Genomic DNA, 16,597 nt, shown 5'->3' on the forward strand with positions numbered 1-16,597 from the left:
GTGCGTGCGAGCTGCCGGAAGGCACCGAGATGGTGATGCCGGGCGACAACGTGAAGATGGTGGTCACGCTGATCAACCCGGTGGCGATGGACGAAGGTCTGCGCTTCGCGATCCGCGAAGGCGGCCGTACCGTCGGCGCCGGCGTGGTGTCCAAGATCATCAAGTGATCCGGCGGCCCGGGTGCGCACTGCGTACCCGGGCCGACGACATCCCGGCGCGAGTCGGGATGCAGTGGTTCCAGCGGGGTGCCAACTCCGCCGAAACCGCGACAAGGCGGGCCGGAACCCCGGTCCGCCTTCGCCGTCTAAGGGTGTCCGAAGCCGGTTGTTGTTCCAATCCGTACGCCAGTAGCTCAATTGGCAGAGCAGCGGTCTCCAAAACCGCAGGTTGGGGGTTCGAGTCCCTCCTGGCGTGCCATTCGCGGAATCGTCCGCGCGGGTCAGGACGCATTGCGGTCCACCCCGTCAACCGAGCAGTCGCAAACCGATGAGTCGCCGGGAATTGAACAGCAGAGTTGAACAATCCAAGGGTGCGTCTTCGACGGACCTCGCCAAGTACGCTGCCGCGATCGTCCTGGTCGTTGCCGGCGTCTTCGCCTTTTACTGGTTCCAGGCGCAGCTGGCCACGCCGGTGCGCAGCATCATCGTCGCCCTGTGCGTCGTGGGCGCCGCCGCGGTCTTCCTGACGACGGACAAGGGTCACAAGACCCGTGATTTCTTCTCGGAGACCCGCTTCGAGATGCGCAAGGTCGTCTGGCCGACGCGCCAGGAGGCGATTCGCCTGACCTGGATCGTGATCATCGCCGTGGCGATCATCAGCCTGATCCTCGCCGGCTTCGACCAGATCATCCAGTGGCTGATCCGCCTCGTTCTGAGGCAGTGACGGAGTAACGATTCAGATGGAAACCGAAGGCGTCAAGCGCTGGTACGTCGTGCATGCCTATTCCGGCTTCGAGAAGTCGGTGGCCCAGGCGCTGCGCGATCGCATCGTGCGCACCGAAATGCAGGACAAGTTCGGCGACGTGCTGGTGCCGACCGAAGAAGTGATCGAGATGCGCTCCGGCCAGAAGCGCCGTTCCGAGCGCAAGTTCTTCCCGGGTTACGTCCTGGTGCAGATCCTGACGTCGGACGACGGCGGCATTCCGCGCATGGACAACGAGAGCTGGCACCTGGTCAAGGAAACGCCGAAGGTGATGGGCTTCATCGGCGGCACCGCCGACCGTCCGCTACCGATCCGCGACGACGAAGCCGCCGTGATCCTGGATCGCGTGCAGGAAGGCGTCGAGAAGCCGCGTCCGAAGGTGCTGTTCGAGCCGGGCCAGATGGTCCGCGTGATCGACGGCCCGTTCAACGATTTCAACGGCGTGGTTGAGGAAATCAACTACGAGAAGAGCCGCCTGCGCGTCGCAGTGCTGATCTTCGGCCGTTCGACCCCGGTCGAGCTGGAATTCGGGCAGGTCGAGAAGGCCTGAACCCCGCCGCGCCCGGTGTGACGGGCGCGCGAAACCCTGCTATAGTGCGCGGCTCACTGCCTGGCTGCGCCGGGCAACCGCACAGGCCGCCGTATGGGCGGCCTTTCGCGCGAGATGGACAACGTGAATCCGGGACACGTGTATTCCCGGAACGATGGGGAGCCTGATCCAAGGCGCTTGCACCCGGAGAGAAGAAGACAATGGCGAAGAAAGTCGTCGGTTACATCAAGCTGCAGGTCAAGGCCGGTCAGGCCAACCCCTCGCCGCCGGTCGGTCCTGCGCTGGGTCAGCGCGGCCTGAACATCATGGAGTTCTGCAAGGCGTTCAACGCAGCGACCTCCAAGCTCGAGCCGGGTCTGCCGACCCCGGTCATCATCACGGCCTACTCGGACCGTACCTTCACCTTCATCACCAAGAGCACGCCGGCATCGGTGCTGCTGAAGAAGGCGGCCGGTGTCGCCTCGGGCTCCAAGCGTCCCAACACCGAAAAGGTGGGCAAGGTGACTCGCGCGCAGCTCGAAGAAATCGCCAAGGCGAAGGAAGCCGATCTGACGGCGGCTGAGCTGGAAGCAGCAGTGCGCACCATCGCGGGCTCGGCCCGTTCGATGGGCCTGACGGTGGAGGGCTGAGACCATGGCACAGACCAAGCGACAGAAGAGCATCCAGGCTGCCGTGCAGCCGGGCAAGAGCTACGGCATCGATGACGCCCTGAAGATCGTCAAGGACAACAGCAGCGCGAAGTTCGCCGAAGCCGTGGACGTCGCCGTCCGCCTCGGCGTCGACGCGCGCAAGTCCGACCAGCAGGTGCGCGGTTCGACCGTGCTGCCGCAGGGCACGGGCAAGAGCGTCCGCGTCGCGGTGTTCGCGCCGGCCGGTGCCAAGGCCGACGAGGCCCTGGCCGCCGGTGCCGACATCGTCGGCATGGACGACCTGGCCGAGAAGATGCAGGCCGGCGACATCAACTACGACGTCGTGATCGCGACGCCGGACGCGATGCGCGTCGTCGGCAAGCTCGGTACGGTGCTGGGCCCGCGCGGCCTGATGCCGAACCCGAAGGTCGGCACCGTCTCCCCGAACCCGGGCGAGGCAGTGAAGAATGCGAAGGGCGGCCAGGTCCGTTACCGCACCGACAAGGCCGGCATCATCCACTGCACGATCGGCAAGGCCGACTTCGATGCGGAGAAGTTGAAGGACAACCTGCAGGCGCTACTGGCCGACCTGGTGAAGGCCAAGCCGGCCACCGCCAAGGGCCAGTACCTGCAGAAGATCTCGGTGAGCTCGACCATGGGTCCGGGCGTCACCGTCGACCAGTCGTCGCTGAGCATCGCGCGCTGATCGCAACGCAATAAACGCGCCGTCCCGCTCGCGGGGCGGCGTGATTTGGGGGCATCGCGACGGACCACGGGTCCGGCGTGGCGCCGTCAAAGACCGCAGGCGCGGTGGAGATCGACGTGGCGACGGGCAGGGATGCTCGAACTGGCAGGGAATCGCCGCCACCGATGATCGAGACCGCTTAATCCCGAGGTGCTTGCACCGAAAGGCCTGCGTAGATGGTGATGCCTTTCTGAAGTTTTCTGGTGCGACATCCGTCCAGCCAGGCAGAAGGCCACCACCGGGATGCGTCATGCATCCCCGGCCTCCAGGGATTGGAAGCCGCTCAGGACCGCAAGCGGCAGGAGCCGTGAGCGGAGTTCACAATGAGGAGTGATTAATGGCTCTCAATCTGTCCCAGAAGCAGGAAGTTGTCGCCGAGCTGGCAGAAGTCGCCGCGAACGCCCACTCCCTGATTGCTGTCGAGTACGTGGGCACCACGGTCAGTCAAATGACCGCGATGCGCAAGAAGGCTCGTGAGACCGGTGTGTACTTGCGCGTTGTCAAGAACACCCTGGCCGCACGCGCGGTGGAAGGTACCAGCTACGAGTGCTCCAAGGACTCGCTGGTCGGACCTCTGCTGTATGCGTTCTCGACCGAGGAGCCCGGCGCAGCCGGTCGCCTGATCAAGGAATTCGCGAAAGACAATACCAAGCTGGTGCCCAAGCTCGTCGTCGTGGAAGGCCAGCTGTACCCGGCCGGCCATGTCGACGTGCTGGCCTCGCTGCCGACGCTCGACCAGGCGCTGTCCATGCTGGCCCGCGTGCTGTCCGAACCCGCTGCGATGTTCGCCCGCGCCGTCAAGGCCGTCGGCGACAAGCAGGGCGGTGGCGACGAAGCACCTGCGGACGCAGCCGCCGAGACGGCCGAAACGGCCTAAGTCCGGCCTGCCGGTTCAACGAAACCTATCCCAGAAAATTTTTCAAAGGTAATCACAATGTCCCTTACCAACGAACAGATCGTCGACGCCATCGCCGAGAAGTCCCTGATGGAAGTGATGGAGCTGGTCAAGGCCATCGAAGAGAAGTTCGGCGTCTCCGCCGCTGCTCCGGTTGCCGCGGCTGCTGCTGCCGGCCCGGCTGCCGCTGTCGAAGAGCAGACCGAGTTCACCGTCGTCCTGAAGGCCGCCGGCGAGAAGAAGGTCGAGGCCATCAAGGTCGTCCGCGCCATCACCGGCCTGGGTCTGAAGGAAGCCAAGGACCTGGTCGAAGGCGCACCGAAGGACGTCAAGGAAGGCGCCACGAAGGAAGAAGCCGAGAAGATCAAGAAGGATCTCGAGGCTGCTGGCGCGACCGTCGAAATCAAGTAAGCGGCACTTTGCATCGCAGCACATGCTTGCGATGCACCGGGGCCGGGGGCGAAAGCTCCCGGCCCTTGGTCGTTCCTGAAACCGGGCGACCGGAAGCTTGTGAAACACGCAATACGCAACACGACAACTGACGCAGTTGTCAGTGGGTAGTAGCGGGAGATGGCGTGCTGGTGCCGGCAATACCAGCGACTACCCAGTGACAGCTCCATGTTCCGGATCGCGAGTCGATCCCATCCGATCCAACGAGGCGTACTCCCCATGACGACGTCCCAGCTCCCGTCGAGCCAGCAGCAGACCTACTCGTTCACCGAGAAGAAGCGCATCCGCAAGAACTTCGGCAAGCGCCGCGAGATTCTCGAGGTGCCGTTCCTCCTGGCCATCCAGGTCGATTCCTACCGCGAATTCCTGCAGGCCGACCGCGATCCCACCAAGCGTGAAGACCGTGGCCTGCACGCCGCGCTGAAGTCGGTATTCCCGATCGTCAGCTACAACGGCTACGCCGCACTCGAATACGTCGGCTACAAGCTCGGCGAGCCCGTGTTCGACGAGCGCGAATGCCGCAACCGTGGCCTGAGCTACGGCGCCCCGCTGCGCGTGACCGTGCGCCTGGTGATCTACGACCGCGAGTCGTCGCAGAAGGCCATCAAGTACGTGAAGGAGCAGGAGGTCTACATGGGCGAGATTCCGCTCATGACCGAGAACGGCACCTTCATCATCAACGGCACCGAGCGCGTCATCGTCTCGCAGCTGCACCGCTCGCCGGGCGTGTTCTTCGACCACGACCGTGGCAAGACGCACAGCTCGGGCAAGCTGCTCTACAGCGCCCGCATCATTCCGTACCGCGGTTCCTGGCTCGACTTCGAGTTCGACCCGAAGGACGCGCTGTTCACCCGTATCGACCGCCGTCGCAAGCTGCCGGTGTCGGTGCTTCTGCGCGCGCTCGGCTACAACAACGAAGAGATGCTCAACGAGTTCTTCGACATCAACAGCTACCACATCCTGCCGGAAGGCGAGGGCGTGCAGCTGGAGCTGGTGTCGGAGCGTCTGCGTGGCGAAACGCTGAACTTCGACCTGCTCGACGGCGAGAAGGTCATCGTCGAAGCCGGCAAGCGCATCACCGCGCGTCACGTCAAGCAGCTCGAAGCCGCCGGCATCACCGCGCTTGCCGTGCCGGACGACTACATGGTCGGCCAGATCCTGTCGCACGACGTGATCGACCCGGCGACCGGTGAGCTGGTCGCGACCGCCAACGACGAGATCACGCTCGAGACCCTCGAGGCGCTGCGCAAGGCGTCGATCGAGACCATCGGCACGATCTGGGTGAACGACCTCGATCGCGGTCCGTACCTGTCCAACACCCTGCGCATCGACTCGACCAAGACGCAGCTCGATGCGCTGGTCGAGATCTACCGCATGATGCGTCCCGGCGAGCCGCCGACCAAGGATGCCGCGCAGAACCTGTTCCACAATCTGTTCTTCACGTTCGAGCGTTACGACGTCTCCAGCGTGGGCCGCATGAAGTTCAACCGTCGTCTGGGCCGCAAGGAAACCGAAGGCGCGTCCGTGCTGTACGACGCGAAGTACTTCGCCGAGCGCAAGGACGAGGATTCGGTGCGCCTGCGCGGCGAGTTCGGCCAGTCGTCGGACATCCTCGACGTCATCCGCGTGCTGACCGAGATCCGCAACGGTCGCGGCGTCGTCGACGACATCGACCACCTCGGCAACCGCCGCGTGCGTTCGGTCGGCGAAATGGCCGAGAATGTGTTCCGCGTGGGCCTGGTCCGCGTCGAGCGCGCCGTGCGCGAGCGCCTGACGATGGCCGAGGCCGATGGCCTGACCCCGCAGGAACTGATCAACGCCAAGCCGGTCGCGGCGGCGGTCAAGGAATTCTTCGGCTCCTCGCAGCTGTCGCAGTTCATGGACCAGAACAACCCGCTGTCGGAAGTCACGCACAAGCGTCGCGTGTCGGCCCTCGGCCCGGGCGGTCTGACCCGCGAGCGCGCCGGCTTCGAAGTGCGCGACGTGCATCCCACGCACTACGGCCGCGTCTGCACCATCGAGACGCCGGAAGGCCCGAACATCGGCCTGATCAACTCGCTGGCGACCTTCGCACGCACCAACCGCTACGGCTTCCTCGAAACGCCGTACCGCAAGGTCGTCGACAGCCGCGTCACCGACGACATCGAGTACCTGTCGGCGATCGAGGAGAACGACTACGTCATCGCACAGGCCAATGCCGTCCAGGACGACAAGGGCACGATGACGCAGCAGTTCGTCGACTGCCGCTTCCAGGGCGAGTCGCTGCTCAAGCCGCCGGCGGAGATCCATTACATGGACGTCTCGCCGATGCAGACCGTGTCGGTCGCCGCCGCGCTCGTGCCGTTCCTCGAGCACGATGACGCGAACCGCGCACTGATGGGCGCCAACATGCAGCGCCAGGCTGTGCCGACGCTGCGTGCGCAGAAGCCACTCGTCGGTACCGGCATCGAGCGCGCCGTGGCGCGCGACTCGGGCGTGACCGTGAACGCCCGCCGCGGCGGCGTGATCGAGCAGATCGACGCCGGCCGCGTCGTGGTCAAGGTCCATGAAGAAGAGATTTCCGGCGAGCACGATGCCGGCGTCGACATCTACAACCTGATCAAGTACACGCGCTCCAACCAGAACACCTGCATCAACCAGCGTCCGCTGGTGAACGTGGGTGACGTGGTCGCGCGCGGCGACGTGCTGGCCGACGGTCCCTCGACCGACATCGGCGAGCTGGCGCTGGGCCAGAACATGCTCGTCGCGTTCATGCCGTGGAACGGCTACAACTTCGAAGACTCGATCCTGCTGTCGGAGCGCGTCGTCAAGGAAGACCGCTACACGACGATCCACATCGAGGAAATGACCGCGGTCGCCCGCGACACGAAGCTGGGTCCGGAGGAAATCTCCGCCGACATCCCGAACGTGTCCGAGAACGCGCTCAACCGTCTCGATGAATCCGGCGTGGTGTACATCGGTGCGGAAGTCCGCGCCGGCGACATCCTGGTCGGCAAGGTCACGCCGAAGGGCGAGAGCCAGCTGACCCCGGAAGAGAAGCTGCTGCGCGCGATCTTCGGTGAGAAGGCGTCCGACGTGAAGGACAGCTCGCTGCGCGTGCCGCCGGGCATGGACGGCACCGTCATCGACGTGCAGGTCTTCACCCGCGACGGCATCGAGAAGGACAAGCGCGCCAAGCAGATCGAAGAGTCCGAGATCAAGCGCGTCAAGAAGGACTTCGACGACCAGTTCCGCATCCTCGAAAGCGCGATCTATGCGCGTCTGCGTTCGCAGATCCAGGGCAAGGTCGCCAACGGCGGTCCCGGCCTGAAGAAGGGCGACACGGTCAGCTCGCTGGTGCTCGACGGCCTGAAGAAGTCCGACTGGTTCCAGATCCGCATGAAGGACGAGGACGCGGCCGACGCGATCGAACGTGCGCAGAAGCAGATCGACGCGCACCAGAAGGAGTTCGAGAAGCGCTTCGCCGACAAGCGCGGCAAGATCACCCAGGGCGACGACCTCGCACCGGGCGTGCTGAAGATGGTCAAGGTCTACCTGGCCGTGAAGCGCCGCATCCAGCCGGGCGACAAGATGGCCGGCCGCCACGGCAACAAGGGTGTGGTCTCCACCATCGTGCCCGTGCAGGACATGCCGCATATGGCCAACGGCAACACGGTCGACATCGTGTTGAACCCGCTGGGCGTGCCGTCGCGTATGAACATCGGCCAGATCCTCGAAGTGCACCTGGGCCTCGCGGCCAAGGGCCTCGGCGAGAAGATCCAGCGGATGCTCGACGCGCAGGCCAAGGTGGCCGAACTGCGCAGCTTCCTCGACCAGATCTACAACCACGACAAGGCGACGTTCGCCCAGCGTGTCGATCTGTCGCAGTTCAGCGACGAGGAACTGTTGAAGCTGGCCGGCAACCTGACCGACGGCGTGCCGATGGCCACGCCGGTGTTCGACGGCGCGGCGGAGTCCGAGATCAAGGCGATGCTCGAGCTGGCGGACATGCCGACCAGTGGCCAGCACCGTCTGTACGACGGCCGGACCGGCGAGGCGTTCGAGCGTGAAGTGACCGTGGGCTACATGCACATGCTCAAGCTCAACCACCTCGTCGACGACAAGATGCACGCGCGTTCGACCGGTCCGTACTCGCTCGTCACCCAGCAGCCGCTGGGCGGCAAGGCGCAGTTCGGCGGCCAGCGCTTCGGCGAAATGGAAGTCTGGGCGCTGGAAGCCTACGGCGCGGCCTACACCCTGCAGGAAATGCTGACGGTGAAGTCCGACGACGTGCAGGGCCGCAACCAGATGTACAAGAACATCGTCGACGGCGAACACGAGATGGTCGCGGGCATGCCCGAGTCCTTCAACGTGCTGGTCAAGGAAATCCGTTCGCTGGCGATCAACATGGAGCTGGAGGAGCACTGAGGCAGGACGTCCCGACGCGCGGCGCGTGAGCGTGCCGCGCGCGACACCGATCCAACACTGCCCAGGTTCCCCTTTCCCGGAGTAAAGACATGAAAGACCTGCTCAATCTCTTCAACCAGCCGCGCCAGATTCCGGACTTCGATGCGATCAAGATCGCGCTCGCCAGCCCGGACCTGATCCGCTCGTGGTCGTTCGGCGAAGTGAAGAAGCCCGAGACCATCAACTACCGCACGTTCAAGCCCGAGCGCGACGGCCTGTTCTGCGCCGCGATCTTCGGTCCGATCAAGGACTACGAGTGCCTGTGCGGCAAGTACAAGCGCATGAAGCACCGTGGCGTGGTCTGCGAGAAGTGCGGCACCGAAGTCACGCTGGCCAAGGTGCGCCGCGAGCGCATGGGTCACATCGACCTGGCGTCGCCGGTCGCGCACATCTGGTTCCTCAAGTCGCTGCCGTCGCGCATCGGCCTGATGCTGGACATGACCCTGCGTGACATCGAACGCATCCTGTACTTCGAGGCGTTCGTCGTGACCGAGCCGGGCCTGACCCCGCTCGAGCGCAGCCAGCTGCTCAACGAAGAGCAGTACATGCAGATGCGCCAGGAACACGGCGACGACTTCGACGCCGCGATGGGCGCCGAGGCGGTCTACGACCTGCTGCGCACGATCGACCTGCAGGCCGAGATGGTCCGCCTGAAGGAAGAGATCGCCGCCACGGGTTCGGAAACCAAGCTCAAGCGTCTGACCAAGCGCATCAAGCTGGTCGAGGCCTTCATCGAGTCGGGCAACCGTCCCGAGTGGATGATCATGACCGTGCTGCCGGTGCTGCCGCCGGACCTGCGTCCGCTGGTGCCGCTGGACGGTGGCCGCTTCGCGACCTCGGATCTCAACGATCTGTACCGCCGCGTCATCAACCGCAACAACCGCCTGCGCCGCTTGCTCGAACTCAATGCGCCCGACATCATCGTGCGCAACGAGAAGCGCATGCTGCAGGAATCGGTCGATGCGCTGATGGACAACGGCCGTCGCGGCCGTGCGATCACCGGCACCAACAAGCGCCCGCTCAAGTCGCTCGCCGACATGATCAAGGGCAAGCAGGGTCGCTTCCGCCAGAACCTGCTCGGCAAGCGCGTCGACTACTCGGGCCGTTCGGTCATCGTGGTCGGCCCGACGCTGCGTCTGCACGAGTGCGGCCTGCCGAAGAAGATGGCGCTCGAACTGTTCAAGCCCTTCATCTTCGCCAAGCTGCAGCGCCGTGGTCTCGCCACGACGATCAAGGCCGCCAAGAAGCTCGTCGAGCGCGAAGAGGCCGAGGTGTGGGACATCCTCGAAGAGGTGATCCGCGAACATCCGGTGCTGCTCAATCGCGCGCCAACGCTGCACCGTCTGGGCATCCAGGCGTTCGAGCCGGTGCTCATCGAAGGCAAGGCGATCCAGCTGCATCCGCTGGTGTGTACCGCGTTCAACGCCGACTTCGACGGTGACCAGATGGCGGTCCACGTACCGCTCTCGCTGGAAGCCCAGCTCGAAGCGCGTGCGCTGATGATGGCGTCGAACAACATCCTCTCGCCCGCCAACGGCGAGCCGATCATCGTGCCGTCGCAGGACGTCGTGCTCGGTCTGTACTACATGACCCGCGCGCTGGAGAACATCCCGGGCGAGGGCATGGTGTTCGCGAACATCGCCGAAGTGCGTCGCGCGTTCGACAACAAGGCCGCCGGCCTGCACGCCAAGATCAAGGTCCGCATCCAGCAGACCGTGATCGGCGAGGACGGCTCGCGCGACAAGGTGACCTCGATCGTGGAAACGACCGTGGGTCGCGCGCTGCTGCTCGAGATCATGCCCGACGGCCTGCCGTTCGAGCTGGCCAACGTCGAGCTCAACAAGAAGAACATCTCGCGCCTGATCAACGCCTGCTACCGCCGTCTGGGTCTCAAGGACACGGTCGTGTTCGCCGACAAGCTGATGTACACCGGCTTCGGCAACGCGACGCGTGCGGGCGTGTCGATCGGCATCAACGACATGACCATCCCGACCGAAAAGGCCGGCATCCTGGTCGAGGCCGAGGCCGAGGTGCTGGAAATCCAGCAGCAGTACCAGTCGGGTCTGGTCACCGCCGGCGAGCGCTACAACAAGGTCGTCGACATCTGGTCGCGTACGAACGAGCGCATCGCCAAGGCGATGATGGACACGATCGGTACCGAGAAGGTCCTCAATGCCAAGGGCGAAACCATCGACCAGAAGTCGATGAACTCGCTCTACATCATGGCCGACTCCGGTGCGCGTGGTTCGCAGGCGCAGATCCGTCAGCTGGCCGGCATGCGTGGCCTGATGGCCAAGCCGGACGGCTCGATCATCGAGACGCCGATCATCGCGAACTTCCGCGAAGGCCTGAACGTCCAGGAATACTTCAACTCCACCCACGGTGCCCGTAAGGGTCTGGCCGATACCGCGCTCAAGACCGCGAACTCTGGTTACCTGACCCGTCGTCTCGTCGACGTGGCGCAGGACGTGGTGATCACCGAAGTCGACTGCGGCACGATGGACGGTCTCACCATGACCCCGATCGTCGAAGGCGGCGACGTGGTCGAGCCGCTGCGCGATCGCGTGCTGGGTCGCGTCGTGGCCGAGGACGTGTTCCTGCCGGGCAACGACGAGGATCCGATCGTCACCCGCAACACGCTGCTCGACGAGCAGTGGGTGCAGCGCCTCGAAGAGGCCGGTGTGCAGTCGATCCAGGTCCGTTCGACCATCACCTGCGAGGCCGGTTTCGGCGTCTGCGCCAGCTGCTACGGCCGTGATCTCGGCCGTGGCCACCTGGTCAACCAGGGCGAGGCCGTGGGCGTCGTCGCCGCGCAGTCGATCGGTGAGCCCGGCACGCAGCTGACCATGCGTACGTTCCACATCGGTGGTGCGGCGTCGCGTGCGGCCGCCATCGACAACGTGACGGTCAAGACCACCGGTTCGATCAAGTTCAACAACCTCAAGCACGTCAAGCACGAGAGCGGCAACCTGGTCGCGGTCTCGCGTTCGGGCGAGCTCTCGGTGCTCGACGGCCACGGCCGCGAGCGCGAGCGTTACAAGCTGCCCTACGGCGCGACCATCACCGTCAACGACGGCGATGCGATCAAGGCCGGCCAGACCGTGTCGAACTGGGATCCGCACAACCACCCGATCGTCTCGGAAGTCGCAGGCTTCATCCGCTTCGTGGATTTCGTCGACGGCATCACCGTCATCGAGAAGACCGACGACCTGACCGGCCTGGCCTCGCGCGAGATCACCGATCCCAAGCGTCGTGGTTCGATGGGCAAGGATCTGCGTCCGATCGTCCGCATCGTGGACGCCAAGGGCAATGACCTGTCGATCCCGGGCACCGATCTGCCGGCGCAGTACCTGCTGCCGCCGCGCTCGATCGTCAACCTGCAGGACGGCGACGCCGTCGGCGTGGGTGACGTGGTGACCAAGGTGCCGCAGGAAGCGTCGAAGACCCGCGACATCACCGGTGGTCTGCCGCGCGTGGCCGATCTGTTCGAAGCACGCAAGCCGAAGGACCAGGCGATCCTCGCCGAGATCTCCGGCATCGTCAGCTTCGGCAAGGACACCAAGGGCAAGCAGCGCCTGATCATCAAGGGCACCGACGGCGTCGATCACGAAGAGCTGATCCCGAAGTACCGCCAGATCATCGTGTTTGAAGGTGAGCACGTGGAGAAGGGCGAGACGGTCGTCGACGGCGAGCCGGGTCCGCAGGACATCCTGCGTCTGAAGGGCGTCGAGGAGCTGGCGTCCTACCTGACCAAGGAAATCCAGGACGTCTATCGCCTGCAGGGCGTGAAGATCAACGACAAGCACATCGAGGTGATCGTTCGCCAGATGCTGCGCAAGGTCGAGATCACCGACCAGGGCGACAGCCGCTTCCTCAACGGCGAGCAGGTCGAGCGTCAGCGCGTGATCGAGGACAACGTCAAGCATCTCGCCAAGAACGAGCTGCCGGCGAAGTTCGATCCGGTGCTGCTGGGCATCACCAAGGCATCGCTGGCCACCGAGTCGTTCATCTCGGCCGCGTCGTTCCAGGAGACCACCCGCGTGCTCACCGAGGCGGCCGTCCGCGGCACGCGCGACAGCCTGCGCGGTCTGAAGGAAAACGTGATCGTGGGTCGTCTGATCCCGGCCGGTACCGGTCTTGCGTACCACGCCCGTCGTCGTCGCGCCGCTTCCGGCCTGACCGATTCGGAAATGGACGCACTGTCGGGCAGCAGCGCGACCCAGGCCGATGCCGACGTCGTTGCCGCCCCGGCTGCGCCGGAGCAGGTGATGCTCGAAGACGCACCGGTGACGCCGACGGCTGACAACGACGGCGAAGCACGCTAAGATTGCACCCAATTTGGTGGCCCCTCGTGGGCCACCCAGACTCCGAAAAGAGGCGCAGGACGCGGCTCGTATTCGGTCCAGGATGGACGGGAGACGTTGTATGCCGGGTGGCGCCCTTCATGGGCGCACCAGCGGCGGTATGACCCGCGTTGACGGTACTCGTCAGCGCGGGCTATACTTTTTCGTCTGACAGGCGGCCTATCCGTCTGTCTTCGTTTTCACCGGGCTCCGGCCCGAACCAAAGACCCGAGACCTGATGGCAACGATCAACCAGCTGGTGCGGAAGCCGCGCAGCCCCGAAACCTACAAGAGCACTTCGCCCGCGCTGGCGAACTGCCCGCAGCGCCGTGGCGTCTGCACCCGCGTGTACACCACGACCCCGAAGAAGCCGAACTCGGCGCTTCGCAAGGTCGCCAAGGTGCGCCTGACCAACGGTTACGAAGTGATTTCGTACATCGGCGGCGAAGGCCACAACCTGCAGGAGCACAGCGTGGTGCTGATCCGCGGCGGTCGCGTCAAGGACCTGCCGGGCGTGCGTTACCACACCGTGCGCGGTTCGCTCGACGCCTCCGGCGTTGCGAAGCGCAAGCAGAGCCGTTCGAAGTACGGCACCAAGCGTCCGAAGGGCTGAGGAATAGACAATGTCGCGTAAAGGAAACACCCCGCAGCGTTCGGTGCTGCCCGACCCGAAGCACAACAGCGACACGATCGCGCGCTTCATCAACATGGTCATGAAGAGCGGCAAGAAGTCGATCGCTGAAAAGATCGTCTACGGCGCCATGGACGTCATCAGCGAGAAGAACGGCAACCCGCTCGAGCTCGTCGAGAAGGCGCTGGGCAACATCTCGCCGGCCGTCGAAGTGAAGTCGCGTCGCGTTGGTGGTGCCACGTACCAGGTGCCGGTCGAAGTGCGCGCCTCGCGCCGCATGGCACTGGCGATGCGCTGGTTGATCGAGTCGGCGCGCAAGCGCGGCGAGAACACCATGCCGCGCAAGCTGGCCGCCGAGCTGATCGACGCGTCCGAGAACCGTGGTGGCGCGATCAAGAAGCGCGAAGAAACCCACCGCATGGCCGACGCCAACAAGGCGTTCGCGCACTACCGCTGGTAAGCGGCTCCCGCGGGTCCCGGTTGATTCCGGGGCCCGTCGGCACCATCCAGGTGCCTCCAGGCGGTCACAGACCGCACGCAGGATCCGAAGGCCGCCGCAAGGCGGCATTCGTCCATTCAAGCGATTCCATCGCGAAGGCTCCGTGTTCCAGCGGGACTTCGCCATTCAATACGAGAAACCGACGTGGCTCGCACGACACCCATCGAACGCTACCGCAACTTCGGCATCATGGCCCACATCGATGCCGGCAAGACCACGACCTCCGAGCGCATCCTGTTCTACACCGGCGTCAGCCACAAGATCGGTGAAGTGCACGACGGCGCAGCCACCATGGACTGGATGGAGCAGGAGCAGGAACGCGGCATCACCATCACCTCGGCGGCCACCACGGCGTTCTGGAAGGGCATGGACAAGTCGCTGCCCGAGCACCGCTTCAACATCATCGACACCCCCGGACACGTCGACTTCACCATCGAGGTCGAGCGGTCCCTGCGCGTGCTCGACGGCGCGGTGTTCGTGCTGTGTGCGGTCGGTGGCGTGCAGCCGCAGTCCGAGACTGTGTGGCGCCAGGCCAACAAGTACGCCGTGCCGCGTCTCGCGTTCGTCAACAAGATGGATCGCACCGGTGCGAACTTCAACAAGGTCGTCGACCAGTTGAAGGCGCGTCTGGGTGCCTACGCCGTGCCGATGCAGGTGCCGATCGGCGCCGAAGACGGCTTCGAGGGCGTGGTCGATCTGCTCAAGATGAAGGCGATCCACTGGGATACCGCCTCGCAGGGCACGACGTTCGAATACCGCGACATTCCGGCGAACCTGGTCGACGAGTCCAACGAGGCGCGTGCGTTCATGGTCGAGGCTGCGGCCGAAGCCAATGAAGCGCTGATGGACAAGTACCTCAACGAGGGCGAACTGAGCGAAGAAGAGATCATCGCCGGTCTGCGCGAGCGCACCCTGAAGGTCGAGATCGTGCCGGTGTTCTGTGGCACGGCGTTCAAGAACAAGGGCGTCCAGGCGATGCTCGACGGCGTGATCCAGCTGCTGCCGTCGCCGTCCGACCGTCCGCCGGTGCAGGGCATCGACGACGACGAGAAGGAAGACACCCGCACCGCCGACGACAAGGCACCGTTCTCGGCGCTGGCGTTCAAGATCATGACCGACCCGTTCGTGGGTTCGCTGACGTTCTTCCGCGTCTACTCGGGCGTGCTCAATGCCGGCGACCAGGTCTACAACCCGGTCAAGTCGAAGAAGGAGCGCGTGGGTCGCATCCTGCAGATGCACTCCAACAACCGCGAAGAGATCAAGGAAGTGCGCGCGGGCGACATCGCCGCGGCGGTCGGCCTGAAGGACGTGACCACCGGCGACACGCTGTGCGCGCAGGATCACATCATCACGCTCGAGCGCATGGTGTTCCCGGAGCCCGTGATCTCGATGGCGGTCGAGCCGAAGACCAAGTCGGACCAGGAAAAGATGGGCCTCGCGCTCGGTCGCCTGGCGCAGGAGGATCCGTCCTTCCGCGTGCGTACCGACGAAGAATCCGGCCAGACCATCATCGCCGGCATGGGCGAGCTGCACCTGGACATCATCGTCGACCGCATGAAGCGCGAGTTCAACGTCGAAGCCAACGTCGGCAAGCCGCAGGTCGCGTATCGCGAAACGATCCGCACCCCGGACGTGAAGTCGGACTACAAGCACGCCAAGCAGTCGGGTGGTAAGGGTCAGTACGGTCACGTCGTGATCGAGCTGTCGCCGCTGACCGATGCCGATCGTGCCGATCCGAAGCTGGCCGGCGACATCAAGGACGACTTCCTCTTCATCAACGACATCACCGGTGGTGTGATTCCGAAGGAATTCATCCCGTCGGTCGAGAAGGGCATCCGCGAGACGATCACCAGTGGTCCGATCGCCGGCTTCCCGGTCGTGGGCGTCAAGGTCAAGCTCGTGTTCGGTTCGTACCACGACGTCGACTCGTCGGAAATGGCGTTCAAGCTGGCGTCGTCGATGGCGTTCAAGCAGGGCTTCGTGAAGGCGAGCCCGGTGCTGCTCGAGCCGATGATGAAGGTCGAGATCGTCAGTCCCGAGGATTACCTCGGCGACGTGATGGGCGACGTCAGCCGTCGTCGCGGCATTCTGCAGGGCCAGGACGACAGCCCGTCGGGCAAGATCATCAACGCGATGATCCCGCTGGGCGAAATGTTCGGCTATGCGACGACGCTGCGCTCGATGTCGCAGGGTCGCGCGACGTTCTCGATGGAGTTCGATCACTACGCGGAAGCGCCGACGAACATCGCCGAAACCGTCATCAAGAAGTAATCCCTCGGGATTGGAATCCGGCGCCCATGCGGCGCCGGATTTCCGGATCCCAGTTTCCAATCCCGAATCAATAGATAGAAAGGTGAATCACCATGGCAAAGGGTAAGTTCGAGCGCACCAAGCCCCACGTGAACGTGGGCACGATTGGTCACGTTGACCACGGCAAGACGACGCTGACGGCGGCGCTGACGAAGATCGGTGCGGAGCGTTTCGGCGG

Annotated in this window: 13 protein-coding genes and 1 tRNA gene; all 14 read left to right on the top strand. The window is 64.4% G+C overall.

The window, feature by feature from the left end; all coding sequences use genetic code 11:
• The coding region (locus V3391_RS17390; RefSeq protein ID WP_484498424.1) for an EF-Tu C-terminal domain-related protein at positions 1-167 on the top strand (167 nt) is incomplete at its 5' end.
• Positions 168-341: 174 nt separating this feature from the next.
• Positions 342-417, top strand: a tRNA-Trp gene (locus V3391_RS17395).
• A gap of 84 nt (positions 418-501) precedes the next feature.
• Complete coding sequence (secE, locus tag V3391_RS17400) at positions 502-882, top strand: preprotein translocase subunit SecE (RefSeq protein WP_332079735.1); 381 nt, start codon at positions 502-504, stop codon at positions 880-882.
• A 16-nt stretch (positions 883-898) separates the two neighbouring features.
• A complete protein-coding gene (gene nusG / locus V3391_RS17405; RefSeq protein ID WP_332079736.1) occupies positions 899-1,471 on the top strand; it encodes a transcription termination/antitermination protein NusG in 573 nt (190 codons plus the stop codon).
• A 200-nt stretch (positions 1,472-1,671) separates the two neighbouring features.
• Complete coding sequence (rplK, locus tag V3391_RS17410; protein ID WP_055246815.1) at positions 1,672-2,100, top strand: 50S ribosomal protein L11; 429 nt, start codon at positions 1,672-1,674, stop codon at positions 2,098-2,100.
• Between the two features lie 4 nt (positions 2,101-2,104).
• A complete protein-coding gene (rplA, locus tag V3391_RS17415) occupies positions 2,105-2,806 on the top strand; it encodes a 50S ribosomal protein L1 (protein WP_332079737.1) in 702 nt (233 codons plus the stop codon).
• A 376-nt stretch (positions 2,807-3,182) separates the two neighbouring features.
• Positions 3,183-3,722, top strand: coding sequence for a 50S ribosomal protein L10 (gene rplJ / locus V3391_RS17420; RefSeq protein ID WP_332079738.1), 540 nt, complete (start codon positions 3,183-3,185; stop codon positions 3,720-3,722).
• 57 nt (positions 3,723-3,779) lie between these two features.
• Positions 3,780-4,151: a 50S ribosomal protein L7/L12 gene (gene rplL, locus V3391_RS17425; protein WP_096297402.1), complete on the top strand. Its 372-nt coding sequence runs from the start codon at positions 3,780-3,782 to the stop codon at positions 4,149-4,151.
• Between the two features lie 258 nt (positions 4,152-4,409).
• Positions 4,410-8,597 (top strand): DNA-directed RNA polymerase subunit beta, encoded by a 4,188-nt coding sequence (gene rpoB, locus V3391_RS17430; protein ID WP_332079739.1) that lies wholly within the window; start codon positions 4,410-4,412, stop codon positions 8,595-8,597.
• Positions 8,598-8,686: 89 nt separating this feature from the next.
• On the top strand, positions 8,687-12,961 hold the full coding sequence (gene rpoC / locus V3391_RS17435) for a DNA-directed RNA polymerase subunit beta' (RefSeq protein WP_332079740.1): 4,275 nt from the start codon (positions 8,687-8,689) through the stop codon (positions 12,959-12,961).
• Between the two features lie 256 nt (positions 12,962-13,217).
• Positions 13,218-13,592, top strand: a complete 375-nt coding sequence (gene rpsL, locus V3391_RS17440; protein ID WP_101924969.1) for a 30S ribosomal protein S12 — start codon at positions 13,218-13,220, stop codon at positions 13,590-13,592.
• A gap of 10 nt (positions 13,593-13,602) precedes the next feature.
• Positions 13,603-14,070 carry a 30S ribosomal protein S7 gene (rpsG, locus tag V3391_RS17445; protein WP_159679911.1) on the top strand — a complete coding sequence of 156 codons (468 nt, stop codon included), beginning with the start codon at positions 13,603-13,605 and terminating at the stop codon, positions 14,068-14,070.
• A 183-nt stretch (positions 14,071-14,253) separates the two neighbouring features.
• Entirely contained in the window at positions 14,254-16,380 is a 2,127-nt protein-coding gene (gene fusA / locus V3391_RS17450; protein ID WP_332079741.1) for an elongation factor G, read from the top strand.
• A gap of 92 nt (positions 16,381-16,472) precedes the next feature.
• Positions 16,473-16,597 (top strand): GTP-binding protein (locus V3391_RS17455; protein WP_049472805.1); only part of this gene is annotated, 125 nt, incomplete at its 3' end.

The sequence above is a fragment of the Luteimonas flava genome, assembly GCF_036584485.1.
GTDB lineage: Bacteria > Pseudomonadota > Gammaproteobacteria > Xanthomonadales > Xanthomonadaceae > Luteimonas > Luteimonas flava.

Excerpts from the sequence above, each read along its gene's own strand:
- nusG (WP_332079736.1), top strand. The coding sequence starts at position 899 with ATGGAAACCGAAGGCGTCAAGCGCTGGTACGTCGTGCATGCCTATTCC.
- rplK (WP_055246815.1), top strand. The coding sequence starts at position 1,672 with ATGGCGAAGAAAGTCGTCGGTTACATCAAGCTGCAGGTCAAGGCCGGT.
- rplA (WP_332079737.1), top strand. The coding sequence starts at position 2,105 with ATGGCACAGACCAAGCGACAGAAGAGCATCCAGGCTGCCGTGCAGCCG.
- rplJ (WP_332079738.1), top strand. The coding sequence starts at position 3,183 with ATGGCTCTCAATCTGTCCCAGAAGCAGGAAGTTGTCGCCGAGCTGGCA.
- rplL (WP_096297402.1), top strand. The coding sequence starts at position 3,780 with ATGTCCCTTACCAACGAACAGATCGTCGACGCCATCGCCGAGAAGTCC.
- rpoB (WP_332079739.1), top strand. The coding sequence starts at position 4,410 with ATGACGACGTCCCAGCTCCCGTCGAGCCAGCAGCAGACCTACTCGTTC.
- rpoC (WP_332079740.1), top strand. The coding sequence starts at position 8,687 with ATGAAAGACCTGCTCAATCTCTTCAACCAGCCGCGCCAGATTCCGGAC.
- rpsL (WP_101924969.1), top strand. The coding sequence starts at position 13,218 with ATGGCAACGATCAACCAGCTGGTGCGGAAGCCGCGCAGCCCCGAAACC.
- rpsG (WP_159679911.1), top strand. The coding sequence starts at position 13,603 with ATGTCGCGTAAAGGAAACACCCCGCAGCGTTCGGTGCTGCCCGACCCG.